Raw genomic sequence first — 12,905 nt, 5'->3', positions numbered from 1 at the left:
CATGCAGCGGCTGATCGGTGCTTACTTCAATTCTGTGCGAGCCTTTCGCAAGCTCGCCGCCAGCGAAAGGGCATTTCAGCAGGAACTGATGCTGCTGGTGCTGGCGCTGCCGCTCGGCTGGTTCGTCTCGGTCTCGTGGCGCGGCTACGCGCTGTTGATCGGCGCGGTGCTGCTGCTCATCATGGTCGAAGTGCTCAACACCGGCATCGAGGCAGCCTGCGATGCCTTCAGTCGGGAGTTCAACGTCGACATCCAGCTCGCCAAGGACTGCGGCTCGCTGGCGGTGCTGATTTCGGTTATTATCGTCACCGGCGTCTGGGGAATCGCCCTCATCGAGCGCATCACGGGACTACCGATCTGATCTGAACGCTCCCATATGTTAGTCACCAAAGGAGACTGACGTCGTGGAAGCCAATTTTCTGCTGCTTGAAAGAGCCGGCCTGCCGGAAGACCTGCGCTGGCTGGCGGAAAAATATCCGCGCGAGACATGGCAGGGCCACGCCAACATCCACGGCATGGCAAACATGTGGCTGCAGCGGCACGACATGTTCCGAGAGCTGGGCGGCATGCTCACCAACGGCATTGGCGATTATCGCGAAGGCAGGCTGACGGCGCCGGATTTCGCGCGCTGGTTCGCGCCGCGGCTGAACCACTTTCTCGGCAATCTCGACGGCCACCACAATGTCGAGGACTACCGATATTTCCCGGCTTTCGCCAAGGCGGAGCCGCGCCTGAAGCGCGGCTTCGAAATCCTCGATGCCGACCATCACACCATTCATGAGGGGCTGGAGCGCAACGCCGAGACGGCGAACGCCTTCATCCGCACGCTCGAGGAGAGCGAGGACAGGCAGCGCTTCGCCGCCGACGCCTATGCGGACGAGAACAGCCGGCTGATCGCCATGCTGAAGCGGCATCTGGCCGACGAGGAAGATCTCATCATCCCGCTGATCCTCGATCGCGGCGACCGGGCTCTGGTCGAGGACGACGACTGAACCTTACGATATGGTTTCGCTGTCGCGGGCGTCCTTGGCGCGCTCCTTGCCGGCGACGGTGCGGGCGATGAGCCAGGCAAGGATGGCGACGCCCAGACCTATGGCAAGCGCGATCAGCAGCCGTTCGTGATGGAGCAGTGCCTTGCCTATCATCTGCTCGGCGCCGACGCCGAAGACGTAGCCGATGCCGCAGAACAAAGCCGCCCAGACCAGCGACGACACCGCGTTGAGGATAACGAAGCGCGCTACCGAAATGCTGGCGAAACCGGCCGCGATGCCGCCGACCAGGCGCAGGCCATAGATGTAGCGGTTGGACAGGACGAATATGTTGGGATGGGACGAGACGAGACGGTAGGCGTGGTTGAAGCCGGGCCTCGCCTTCAGTTTCAGCACTCTGGGATGGTCGGCAAAGCTGCGGCCGAGAATGAAGAAAAACGTGTCGCCGACGAAGGCGCCAATGGCGGCCGCGAGGAAAGCCTTCCAGAGGATGAAGACATGCTGATGGGCGAAGAAGCCGCCGAGGATGGCCGCACTTTCGCCTTCGGCGACACAGCCCAGGAAAACCGCGATCAACCCGTATTGCTCGATGAGGTGATGGACGATCCAGGTCATTGAGAGGTTTGCCGGCCCGACAGTTTTTCGTCTATGCGGTTCACCTGTTCGGCCAGGCGCGCGATGTCCTCGCGCACGCCGATGATCTGGCTGTGGCGCAGTTCGTCCAGCTTTTCATGCAGAGCCATGATCTCGATCTCGGCCTTGAGGTTGACCTCATAGTCATGCGCGGCGTCGATGCGGTCGCGCGCGGCCTGTCGGTTCTGCGACATCATGATCACCGGCGCCTGCAAGGCGGCGATCATCGACAGCACCAGGTTGAGGAAGATGAAGGGGTAGGGGTCGAACGAGTCTCGCCCGAGCAGCCACCAATTGGCGCCGATCCACAGCACCAGGAAAGCAATGAAGGACAGGATGAACGTCCACGAGCCGCCGATGCGGGCAATGGCATCGGCGATCCGGTCGCCGGCGCCCTGAAGGCCGGTGAGGCTGTCGTTGATATCCTGCGAGATGGGCTTGCGGTCGACAGTGCTCTGCAACACCCGCCGCTCGAGCTCGCTGAGGCCCTCCGGCGTTCGCTTCAGCCAGCGGTTGGCCAGTTCTGGCACGGTCTTGTGCATGGATGTCTCCATAGGAAAAGCGTCGGCTTGGCAGCCTCGTTTGCATATAGGAAGATGGCGTTTCGTCAAAAGCGCGGCGCGAGGATGCAGGATGCCCGATTTCGCGAAGATTCGCGCCCGTGCAGCAAAACGCAAAGGCGGCGACGCGGTGCTGACCTCGCTGCTCGGACCGGCGCCTGACAATGCTGCGATTGCCGACATTACGGACGATCGCATCCTGTCGACGATGGCCGAGCGGGTATTTGCCGCCGGCTTCGTCTGGCGCGTTATCGAACAGAAATGGCCTGGGTTCGAGGACGCGTTTCTCCATTTCGAGCCGAAACGGCTGTTGTTTCAGCCTGATGACTTCTGGCACGACCTGACGGCTGATCAACGCATTGTGCGCAACCCGCAGAAGATCAAATCCGTCCGCGACAACGCCGCCTTCGTTGAGCGTGTGTCGAAGGAACATGGCGGTTTCGGCAAATTCCTCGCGGAGTGGCCTGACGACGACCAGGTCGGGCTGATGGCGTATCTCGGCAAGCATGGCAGCCGGCTTGGCGGCAACACCGGCCAGTATTTCCTGCGCTGGCTGCAATGGGACGCCTTCGTCATCTCGGCCGATATCGTCGCGGCTTTGCGTGACGCCGGCCTCGACATCGCCGAAAGTCCGACGTCGAAGAGGGATCTCGACAAGATCCAGGCGCAGATCAACAAATGGGCGCAGGAAACCGGCCTGCCGCGCCGGCACATTTCGCGCATTCTGGCGATGTCGATCGGAGAGAACCATTCGCCGGAGGCGCTACGCGAATAATGGCGGACTAGACACGATCGAAATAGATCGGTCCGGGACATGATCGAATTCGATCAGTCCGGGGTGGTCCTAACGAACGCCATTGCCGGGGCAAATTTGCCGCGCTAAACCGCAAGCATGACCAAGAAGACCGCTCCTGACACGCTTCGCATTGCCGTTGCCCAGTTGAACCCGATCGTCGGTGACATCGCCGGCAATCTCGCCAAAGCGCGTGAGGCGAGGGCGGATGCAGCCCGGCAAGGTGCCGACCTCATCCTGTTCACGGAACTTTTCATCTCCGGTTATCCGCCGGAGGATCTGGTGCTGAAGCCGGCCTTTCTGGAGGGCTGCCTAAACGCAACAGACGAGTTGGCGCGCGAAACTGCGGATGGTGGTCCCGGCATCATCATTGGATTCCCCCGGCAGGGCGAGAAGGGCAAGCACAATTCGGTCGCTGTGCTCGACGGAGGCAAAATCCTTTCGACCCGAGACAAGGTTGATCTGCCGAACTATGGCGAGTTCGACGAGAAGCGTGTCTTCTCGGAAGGTTCGATCTCCGGCCCCACCAATTTCCGAGGGGTGCGGATCGGTATCCCGATCTGCGAGGAGATCTGGAACGATTTCGGCGTCTGCGAAACGCTGGCTGAGAGTGGGGCGGAACTGCTGTTGGTGCCGAACGGCTCGCCCTATTATCGCGGCAAGCTCGATGTGCGCCATCAAGTAGCGCTGCGCCAGGTCATCGAAAGCGGTCTTCCGCTTCTGTTCGCCAATCAGGTTGGGGGGCAGGACGAACTCGTGTTCGACGGCGCGAGTTTCGCGTTAAATGCGGACAAGTCTCTCGCCTTCCAGATGAGCCAGTTCGAGGAAACGCTTGCCGTCACCGAGTGGAAGCGCACAGCTGACGGCTGGGTCTGCTCGGAAGGGCCGATGTCGAAAATCCCCGAGCGCGAGGAGGCGGACTACCGCGCCTGCATGCTCGGCCTGCGCGACTACGTCAACAAGAACGGCTTCAAGAACGTCGTGCTGGGTCTCTCCGGCGGCATCGATTCGGCGATCTGCGCCGCATTGGCCGTCGATGCGCTCGGCGAGGAGCGGCTGCGGGCGGTGATGATGCCCTACCGCTATACCTCGGAGGATTCGCTGAAGGATGCCGAGGATTGCGCCCGTGCGCTTGGCTGCCGCTATGACATCGTGCCGATCTTCGAACCGGTCGAGGGTTTTCTGCATACGCTGACGCAGCTTTTCGAGGGCACCAAGGAAGGCATTACCGAGGAAAATTTGCAGAGCCGCGCGCGCGGCACGATCCTGATGGCGATCTCCAACAAGTTCGGCTCGATGGTCGTCACCACGGGCAACAAGAGCGAGATGTCGGTGGGCTACGCCACGCTTTATGGCGACATGAATGGCGGCTTCAACCCGATAAAAGACCTCTACAAGATGCAGGTCTATGCGCTGTCGCGCTGGCGCAACAGCCATGTGCCGCCGGGCGCGCTCGGTCCCTCAGGCGAGGTGATCCCCAGGAATATCATCGACAAGGCGCCGTCGGCGGAATTGCGCGAGAACCAGACCGACCAGGATTCGCTGCCGCCCTATCCGGTGCTGGACGACATTCTGGAATGCCTGGTCGAGAACGAAATGGGCGTCGACGACATCGTCGCGCGCGGCCACGACCGGGCGACGGTGACGCGCGTCGAACATTTGCTCTACATTGCCGAGTACAAACGCCGGCAAGCGGCGCCGGGTGTGAAGATCACCCGGAAGAATTTTGGCCGCGACCGCCGCTATCCCATCACCAACCGTTTCAGGGATCGCGGCTGAACTTCGTTTAATTAGAGAACCTTGGGGCTTTCATGTTTTTCAGCTATTTCAAGGGAACGCCTGAATATCACATCCTGCGCTTCAAGAACGGCAAGGTCCGTGAGCAGGGGCGCGGCATCTCCTTCTGGTACAGGACGTTCGGCACCACCATCGCCATGGTGCCGGTGACGTCGCTCGACAACCCTTTCATCTTCACCGAGACGACGGCGAATTTCCAGGATCTGGCAATCCAGGGGTCGGTCAGCTACCGCATCATCGATCCACTCAAGGCAGCCGAAGGTTTTGATTTCAGCGCCAAGCTCAGCCGTGCCGACGTCGTCGGCGACGGCCGGGAGAAGATCGCCGAGCGCCTGGTGCTTGCGATACAGAGCCGCGCCCGCGCGGTGGTTTCGAGCATGACGCTGGAGCAGGCGCTGGCCGAGGTGACCAAGCTCGGCGGCAATCTCGCCGAACTCCTGCGCAACGATCCGATTGCGGCAACCGCCGGCCTGTCGATCGAGGAGGTCCACATCACCTCGGTCCAGCCGACGCCGGAGATCCGCAAGGCGCTCCAGACCGAATATCGCGAGGCGCTGCAGCGCCAGGCCGATGCCGCGATCTATGGGCGCCGTGCCTGGGGCGTCGAGAAGGAGCGCGAGATCAAGCAGAGCGAACTGGCGACCGAAATCGAGCTTGCCGAACGCAACAAGCTGCTGGTCGACACCGAAGCGCGCAACAAGCTGACGCTTGCCGAGGCGCAAGCCAAGGCGCAGCAGCTGGAACTGACCGTCTATTCGTCGGCGCCCGCCCACGTGCTGACGGCGATGGCCTTCAAGGCCTGGGCGGAAAAGGGCGGTTCGGTCGGCAATCTGTCGATCACGCCTGACATGCTCACCAGCGCGCTCAGCCAGCTTTCCACGCCGAAAGCCGGGTCCTGAAAGGCAAGCACGGGTGGCAAGCGACCAGAGCGGCAGGCCGATCGACCGGGTGATCGTCGTCACCCGCAAGACCGAGCTCGAGGAGCTGACGACGCGCTTCAACACGCAGGGACAGGCGCGCTTTTACCTCCGGCAGGCCGGCATGGATTTCGACCCGGTCAAGGCAGCGCATGACGCCTATCACCAAGCGCTCGACCAGGTGATGGGTTCGCTTCCCCAAGGCCTCAAGCAGTTGCGGCTCGACCGCGAACTGGTCCCGCAGTTCGAATTCGGCTCCGACGCGGTGATCGCGCTCGGTCAGGACGGGCTGGTGTCCAACACCGCGAAGTACCTCCCGTACCAGCCGCTGATCGGCATTAACCCGAACCCGGCGCTTTTCGACGGCGTGTTGCTGCCGTGGAATGCCGACGATACCGAAAAGGTCCTCGGCCTGACGATCGCCGGCAAGGCGAAGCGCCAGGCGGTGGTGATGGCCGAAGCGCGCTCCAATGACGGACGCCGGCTAATCGCCTTCAACGATCTGTTCGTTGGCGCCTCGACGCATGTCTCGGCGCGCTACGAATTGACCTATGGCGGCAGGACCGAGCGCCAGTCGTCGAGCGGCATCATCATTTCGACCGGCGCCGGCTCTACCGGCTGGCTGCGCTCGGTGATTGCGGGCGCCGCGGGACTGGCTGCGGCCTATGGTGACAACTCCGTGCCGACCGTGCCGCCGCAAGGCTATGACCGCGAAGGCGAACAGCTGTTCTTTTCGGTGCGCGAACCGTTTCCGAGCAACACGACCGGCGTGTCGCTTGTGCATGGCGTCATCACCCGCGACCGGCCGCTGGTGGTTTCTTCGCGGCAGAGCAGGGGCGGCGTCATCTTCAGCGACGGGATGGAGCTCGATTTCGTCGAGTTCAATTCCGGCACCGACGTGACCATCGCGATCGCCGACCAGAAGGCCTATCTCGTGGTGCCATAAGCGCGCCACGTGGGCAGCCAAATCACCGGCCGGACTGAATTCGGCCGCCCTCCATTCTTTGCGAGGCACCGTGCCCGACTGTGAAATCAGCTTCGACATGTCACGGATCGATTTCCGGGCGACCTCCGATCTGTTGAGGGCGAGTTATTGGGGCGCCGGCCGCAGCGATGACTTTCATCGCCGCGCCTTTGCCAACTCGTTCTGCACCGCGGCCTATATCGACGGGAACCAAGTCGGTTTTGGCCGGGCCATCACCGACCGTACGGTGTTTGCCTATCTCGCCGACATCATCATCTGGCCGCAGCATCGCGGCCAAGGCATTGGCACGCAACTGGTGCGGGCGCTCATCGACCACCCTGAACTCAGCACGGTCTCGCACTGGAGCCTGTCGACCAGTGACGCGCATGGCCTTTATGAGAAGCTGGGCTTCAAGGGATCGACCGACGGCCGCTACATGCGCCTCGATCGCAACCCGGAATGAGGCACAGGCGGGGGGTTGGCCGGCTGTTGTTGCAAAATAACCTCACTGGTTGGACCAGTTAAGCTTTGCCACGTGCCTGGCCTTGGCGATCCTTCATGGCGTCTCTATAAGGACCACTCCGCAAGTGTCTTGCGGGAGGTCCGAATGGCAGTATTTCACATGGTAATGCGAGGCCGCGAAGCCTAGGTCTCACCTGGCGTCCGGCGAAGGTTTGTCCTTCGCACTGATGCCGGGTCGAGCACAGGCTTCTGCCGATGCCGGTCGCCACCCGACAAATCGGGCGCGCCGCCACCTATGCCGAACCTCCGCAGCCCCGGGCGAATTGCCCAGCGCGGTTTTCAATTTCAGACCTTACCGGGACCGGGCAGATTTGCGCCCGGATGACATCATGGCTCGTTTCCGAATCGATCTGCGCGCGAGCGCCTTTCGCAGCGTTCTTGGCTTCACGCTCAGCCATTGGCGGCGCCAGCCGTGGCGGCTTTCGCTGATCATGGGCAGCTTCCTGCTGTCGACCCTGGCCGACGTCTTGACGCCGCTCTATTCCGGCCGGCTGGTCGACGCCGTCGCCAGTAGTGCGTTGGCTGACGATGTCGCGTGGAATGCGGCAATGGCGGCGTTCTTCGCGCTCATCGCTTTGGCGCTGACCGGCGGTGGTGCTGCGCAACCTGGCTTTCATGGGCATTGTCGAGCTGACGCTGAAGATGATGGCCGACATCGCCGCCGACGCGTTCTATCGCGTGCAGCGCTTCTCAACCGACTGGCACGCCAACAGCTTTGCCGGATCGACGGTGCGCAAGGTCACGCGCGGCATGTGGGCTCTCGACCTGCTCAATGACACCATCCTGATTGCGTTGTTGCCATCGGTCGCCATGCTGGTCGGCTCGACGTTGCTGCTCGGCTGGTTCTGGCCCCTGATGGGGCTGGTCGTGGCAGTCGGCTCGGTGCTGTTCATCACGGTGACGGCGCTGCTGTCGCTCGGCTATGTCGCGCCCGCGGCACGGCTCGCCAACAGCTGGGATACGCGGCTTGGCGGCTCGCTTGCCGATGCGGTGAGCTGCAATGCCGTGGTCAAGGGTTTCGGCGCCGAGACGCGCGAGGAAACGCGTCTTGCCAAGGTCGTCGCCAAATGGCGCGCGCGGACCAGCCGCACCTGGGTGCGCGGCACCATCAACGGCACGACGCAAGGCGCCATGCTGCTGGTGCTGCGGACGGCAGTGATCGGCCTGTCGCTGATGCTGTGGGCCTGGGGCCAGGCAAGTGCGGGCGATGTCGCCTTCGTGCTGACCTCGTTCTTCGTGCTGCAGGGCTATCTCCGGGACATCGGCACGCATATCCGCAATTTGCAACGTTCGGTCAACGACATGGAGGAACTGGTCGATTTCCAGTCGCAACCGCTCGGCATCGAGGACCAGCCCGGCGCCAAGCCGATCCGGATCACGCATGGCCACATCGCCTTCGATAACGTCACCTTCCACTATGGTAGCCATCGCCTGCCGCTCTACCGCGACTTTTCGGTGGAGATAGCGGCGGGCGAGCGGGTCGGACTGGTCGGCCATTCCGGCTCGGGCAAGACGACCTTCGTGAAGCTGATCCAGCGTCTCTATGATGTCAGCGGCGGCAGGATCCTGATCGATGGCCAAGACATCTCCCAGGTTGCACAGGCGTCGCTGCGCGCGCAGATTGCCATCGTCCAGCAGGAGCCCATCCTGTTCCACCGCTCGCTGGCGGAAAACATCGCCTATGCCCGTCCGGACGCCACGCAGGCCGAGATCGAGCATGCCGCCAAGCTCGCCAGCGCGCACGACTTCATCACCGGCCTGCCGAAGGGCTACGGCACGCTGGTCGGTGAACGCGGCGTGAAACTGTCGGGCGGCGAGCGCCAGCGGGTGGCGATCGCACGCGCCTTCCTGGCGGATGCGCGCATCCTGATCCTGGACGAGGCGACATCGAGCCTCGATTCGGAATCGGAAGTGCTGATCCAGCAGGCGATGGAGCGGCTGATGGTTGGCCGCACGACGCTGGTCATCGCGCACCGTCTGTCGACGGTGCGGGCGCTGGACAGGCTGCTCGTGTTCGACCGTGGCAAGATCGTCGAGGAAGGCTCGCATGACGAGCTGATCCGGCTGAAGGGCGGCATCTACCGCCGCCTGTTCGAGCGGCAGGCGCTGGAACTGACCAAGGGCCTGGTGATCTGAGCTGAACGCAGAGCCCTATCCGAGGGATAGGGCTCTGCCTGGTTCATCCAGGCATTCGCTCGAATGGCTGAAGCGCTGGGTCGATCGTGTCCCAGGCGTGGCCGCGCACGGTGTAGGTGACCGCCTGCGGGTCGAACTGGCCGGGATCATCGAGGCTCGTGGCCTGGATAGCCGTCACCTCCGGGATGGCGACGAACGTTACGTAGACCGGCGTGCCGCAGGTCGGGCAAAAGGCCTGGGCTTTTTCATTGCCGCTGTCGGCGATCATCCGCCATGTGCTCGGCTCGCCGGTGATCTTTACGTCAGCGCGCCGGCCGAAGGTCACATAGGAACAATGGCCAGTACCGCTGCGCTTTTGGCAATCGAGGCATTGGCAGTGGTTCTGAAAGATCGGCTCGCCGCGGGCCTCATAGCGGATCGCGCCGCAGGCGCAGCCGCCGGTAAAGTGCTTGGTCATCATCGTTCTCCGCGGTTGCTTCAGGCCGATTTCGGCTTGGCGAACAGGTCGATGCCTGTGCCGGTTTCGAGGAAGGATTTCATGCTGGACAGCACGGCCGGCCAACCCTGGCTGATGCCCTTGGCCATGCCGCTGCCGGCTTCGAGCTCGTCATGGCTGACGGTCAGCTTGACCATGGTGTCGTATTCCTCGATGGCGAACGTCACCTGGCTGTGCTTGGTCGGATCGTCGGCCTGCGAGGCGTTGGCCCAGCTCATGACCAGCCGAGTTGGCGGCGAGATTTCGACGACCTTGCCAACGAGTTCGACGGTCCGTTCGTCATTGGCGCGGATGTGTTCCCATTTCGAGCCGGGCTTCCAGTCGGAGACGTTTTCGTGGCCCCAGTAGCGCTTGGCGATATCGGGCCTGGTGATGGCTTCGAACACCTTTTGTGGCGTCGATCTGATGTAGGTCACGTAGACAAAACTGGTGGTTTCCCGGGTCATTGGTCGTCTCCTTCGAGTTCTTGTTTCAGGTCGTGCAGCAGGCTCAGCCGCTGCCGTTCGAATTTTCGCACCCACCGCTCGTAGACTTCGTGCAGCGGCACGGGGTTGATGAAATGCAGCTTCTCGCGGCCACGCTTGACCGTGCTGATCAGATTGGCCGCCTCCAGAAGATCGATGTGCTGGGTCGCGGATTGCCTTGCCATGTCGAGGTTTTGGCAAAGCTCGCCGAGCGTCTGGCCGTTCTTCTCACACAGAAGATCCAGCAGCATTCTGCGGGTCGGGTCGCCCAGCGCTTTGAAAACCTTGTCGGCGTCCATTGGTCTCACTCATCTTGAAGACACAATATGCAGGTAAACGCCTGCATGTCAAGCTATGGCTAAGCTTGGCCTGAAGGGGAGGGATTTATAGTGTCGGATTGCTGGCGCGCGGAGCGAAGCACCGAGCCCGGAATCGGGGCAAGAACCGGTGCGGGCGCGCAGGACTATGCAGCGGTGGCTGTGAGCTACGCTCTAACGACGAACTTGTCGGGATCGGCGCAGAAATGGGCGATGATCTGGCAGAGGTCCGGCTCGTTGACCATGCGTACGGCCTCGGCCCCATTGACCCATTTGCGGGTGCGCGCGCGCTTTTCCTTCCAGCGGTCGGCAACGTGCTCGACCTGCAGCGGAAACACCAGCACTTCGCAAGGGACTTCCTCGCCGGACGCGAGGGCCTTGGCGTAGAAGTAACGACCGGCCTCGAAAAGCGAAATCTTGCCACGCAATCCGGCTTCCTCGCCCGCCTCGCGCGCCGCTGCCTCGCAGAGCGGCTCCCTGGCCTCGGGCCAGCCCTTCGGCAGCACCCAACGCCCGGTGTCTCGGCTGGTGATCAGCATGATCTCGACGCCGTCTTCGTTATTGCGCCATGGCAAAGCGGCAACCTGCAGGCGACAAGGCGAAGTGCCGAAGAGCTTGCGGACCCTTTCAGCCAGATGGTCGTGTGTCGCCGGTGTCGTCAGCATCAGTGAAAGCTACCCCAGCCCTCAGAATCGTTAGCCGCCGTATGAATCTTACCGACAAGTGTAAGTCTTAAAAGTAAAAAACATCACACCAACCGTCCAATCCGCCAACAGGCGTCGATTCGACAGAATAATGTGCCTTCCAGTGTCTGTTTTCATAGCAGACGGGGCGGGTTTGGCCGTCTGGGCAGAAATGGGGCTGGCGCGAATCAGCCGGCGTGATCGTCGGCGATCGGCTTCTGGTAGGTGAAACCCATGTCCCAGGGAAAGTAGATCCAGGTGTCCTGGCTGACTTCGGTGATGAAGGTGTCGACCAGCGGCCGGCCTTTCGGCTTGGCGTAGACGGTGGCGAAATGCGCCTTGGGCATCATGGCGCGCACGATGCCTGCCGTCTTGCCGGTGTCTGTGAGGTCGTCGATGATCAGCACGCCCGCGCCATCATCGGCGAGCAGCGCCGGCGTGATCTCCTTCAGCACCTGCAATTGCCCCTGGCTGGTGTAGTCGTGATAGGAGGCGACGCAGACCGTCTCGATGACGCGTATGCCGAGTTCGCGTGAGATGATGGCAGCGGGAACCAGGCCCCCACGGGTGATGCAGACGATGGCCTTCCACTGACCCTTGTTGGCGCCGGCAAGCCGCCAGGCGAGCGCCCGGGCATCGCGGTGGAACTGGTCCCAGGAGACCGGAAAGGCTTTTTCGGGAAGGGACATTCTGCACTCCGCGCGCAACATTGTGGAATGCGCGCGGAATTAACTGGAAAGTCAGGGCATTGGCAAGGGCGGGGCCAGTCTGTGGAGTTACCGCGACAAAAAGGCCGCAACCGGCACGCTGCGCAACACGGTGCGCGTGACGCCGCCGAACAAAAGCTGACGCAGCCAGGAATGGCTGTAGGCGCCGAGCACCAGAAGGTCGGCTCCGGTCTCGGCGATCCGGGTCTGGATGACGTCATCGACCGAAGCATTACCCGATTTCTGCACCGACACGCTGACCGTTGCGCCATGCCTGGAGAGTGCCGCGGCGATCTCGGCGCCGGCGGCTTCCGGGTTGTCATCCAGCGTATCCGGCGGATCGATGACAAGAATGTCGGTCTTTTCGGCCTCGATGATGAAGGGCAGCGCGTCGAAGGCGGCACGCGCCGCCTCCTTGCTGCCGTTCCAGGCCAGCAGCACATGTTTGAATGTGGTGACCAACGGCCCCTCATGCGGCACCACCAGCACTGGCCGGCCGGCATCGTAAACCAGCGTGTCGACATCGGCGCTCGTGTCGCCCCCGGTCTCGCGCTGCGCGGCAATAATCAGATCGGCGGCGCGCACGCTGGAAATACCCGTCAGCGCGCTGTCGCCGGAAAAGCTCTCGAGGCTGCGCCATTCGAAGGAAAGGCCGGAATTCTCGATCCGCCGAACGAAAAGCGCCTGCAATTTCTCGGCGCGCTCGCGGTTCATGTCGGCGGAGACCTGCAGGAACTCGGTGTCGGGGAAGCCGGTTGCCGAGGTGTAGGGAACGGGCAGCGCTTCGGCATGGATGCCGATGAGATGGCTCTCGAACCGGTCGGCAAGCGGGATGGCGCAGTCGAGCACGCGTTCGGCGTCCTGTTCGTTCTGCAATATGGCGACGATGGTCTTGAAGCGCATGCGAAATCCCTCAAATCTGCCAGC

The 12,905-nt window shown here is 62.4% G+C and carries 15 protein-coding genes and 1 pseudogene; 8 read left to right on the top strand and 8 right to left on the bottom strand.

Annotated elements, in window-relative coordinates; all coding sequences use genetic code 11:
- Position 1 precedes the first annotated feature (1 nt).
- On the top strand, positions 2–361 hold the full coding sequence (locus NLY37_RS10475) for a diacylglycerol kinase (protein WP_023741445.1): 360 nt from the start codon (positions 2–4) through the stop codon (positions 359–361).
- A gap of 43 nt (positions 362–404) precedes the next feature.
- Positions 405–992: a hemerythrin domain-containing protein gene (locus NLY37_RS10470; protein ID WP_023741444.1), complete on the top strand. Its 588-nt coding sequence runs from the start codon at positions 405–407 to the stop codon at positions 990–992.
- Between the two features lie 3 nt (positions 993–995).
- Here NLY37_RS10470 and NLY37_RS10465 read toward each other — a convergent pair whose 3' ends face one another.
- The gene (locus NLY37_RS10465; RefSeq protein WP_023741443.1) at positions 996–1,604 is read right to left on the bottom strand and encodes a DedA family protein; all 609 of its coding nucleotides are present in this window, start codon (positions 1,602–1,604) and stop codon (positions 996–998) included.
- Positions 1,601–2,164 (bottom strand): DUF1003 domain-containing protein, encoded by a 564-nt coding sequence (locus NLY37_RS10460; RefSeq protein ID WP_023691179.1) that lies wholly within the window; start codon positions 2,162–2,164, stop codon positions 1,601–1,603. Before NLY37_RS10460 ends, NLY37_RS10465 begins: the two co-directional genes overlap by 4 nt.
- 91 nt (positions 2,165–2,255) lie before the next feature.
- On the opposite strand from NLY37_RS10460, the gene NLY37_RS10455 reads away from it, so the two are divergent.
- From NLY37_RS10455 to NLY37_RS10430, 6 genes and pseudogenes are all read left to right on the top strand, one after another.
- Positions 2,256–2,957 (top strand): DNA-3-methyladenine glycosylase I, encoded by a 702-nt coding sequence (locus NLY37_RS10455; protein WP_023741442.1) that lies wholly within the window; start codon positions 2,256–2,258, stop codon positions 2,955–2,957.
- A gap of 117 nt (positions 2,958–3,074) precedes the next feature.
- Entirely contained in the window at positions 3,075–4,754 is a 1,680-nt protein-coding gene (locus tag NLY37_RS10450) for an NAD+ synthase (RefSeq protein WP_023741441.1), read from the top strand.
- 32 nt (positions 4,755–4,786) lie between these two features.
- Positions 4,787–5,671, top strand: a complete 885-nt coding sequence (locus NLY37_RS10445; RefSeq protein ID WP_023741440.1) for an SPFH domain-containing protein — start codon at positions 4,787–4,789, stop codon at positions 5,669–5,671.
- 13 nt (positions 5,672–5,684) lie between these two features.
- Positions 5,685–6,635 (top strand): diacylglycerol kinase catalytic domain-containing protein, encoded by a 951-nt coding sequence (locus NLY37_RS10440; protein WP_023741439.1) that lies wholly within the window; start codon positions 5,685–5,687, stop codon positions 6,633–6,635.
- 70 nt (positions 6,636–6,705) lie between these two features.
- Complete coding sequence (locus NLY37_RS10435; RefSeq protein ID WP_023741438.1) at positions 6,706–7,116, top strand: GNAT family N-acetyltransferase; 411 nt, start codon at positions 6,706–6,708, stop codon at positions 7,114–7,116.
- 388 nt (positions 7,117–7,504) lie between these two features.
- A pseudogene (locus NLY37_RS10430) lies at positions 7,505–9,311 on the top strand (ABC transporter ATP-binding protein).
- A gap of 43 nt (positions 9,312–9,354) precedes the next feature.
- Here the strand turns inward: NLY37_RS10430 and NLY37_RS10425 are convergent.
- From NLY37_RS10425 to NLY37_RS10400, 6 genes are all read right to left on the bottom strand, one after another.
- Positions 9,355–9,768 (bottom strand): GFA family protein, encoded by a 414-nt coding sequence (locus NLY37_RS10425; protein WP_023741437.1) that lies wholly within the window; start codon positions 9,766–9,768, stop codon positions 9,355–9,357.
- A 20-nt stretch (positions 9,769–9,788) separates the two neighbouring features.
- Positions 9,789–10,253 carry an SRPBCC family protein gene (locus NLY37_RS10420; protein WP_023688339.1) on the bottom strand — a complete coding sequence of 155 codons (465 nt, stop codon included), beginning with the start codon at positions 10,251–10,253 and terminating at the stop codon, positions 9,789–9,791.
- Entirely contained in the window at positions 10,250–10,570 is a 321-nt protein-coding gene (locus tag NLY37_RS10415) for an ArsR/SmtB family transcription factor (protein ID WP_023741436.1), read from the bottom strand. Before NLY37_RS10415 ends, NLY37_RS10420 begins: the two co-directional genes overlap by 4 nt.
- 185 nt (positions 10,571–10,755) lie before the next feature.
- Complete coding sequence (locus tag NLY37_RS10410; RefSeq protein ID WP_023667541.1) at positions 10,756–11,253, bottom strand: NUDIX hydrolase; 498 nt, start codon at positions 11,251–11,253, stop codon at positions 10,756–10,758.
- Positions 11,254–11,459: 206 nt separating this feature from the next.
- Complete coding sequence (gene gpt, locus NLY37_RS10405) at positions 11,460–11,960, bottom strand: xanthine phosphoribosyltransferase (RefSeq protein ID WP_023667540.1); 501 nt, start codon at positions 11,958–11,960, stop codon at positions 11,460–11,462.
- An 87-nt stretch (positions 11,961–12,047) separates the two neighbouring features.
- The gene (locus tag NLY37_RS10400) at positions 12,048–12,881 is read right to left on the bottom strand and encodes a universal stress protein (protein ID WP_023741435.1); all 834 of its coding nucleotides are present in this window, start codon (positions 12,879–12,881) and stop codon (positions 12,048–12,050) included.
- Positions 12,882–12,905: the final 24 nt, after the last annotated feature.

It is taken from the genome of Mesorhizobium sp. C395A, from assembly GCF_030323205.1.
In the GTDB taxonomy this organism is placed as follows: domain Bacteria; phylum Pseudomonadota; class Alphaproteobacteria; order Rhizobiales; family Rhizobiaceae; genus Mesorhizobium.
The sequence above is the reverse complement of the archived record's forward strand: the minus strand, read 5'-3'. Positions and strand labels throughout refer to the sequence as shown.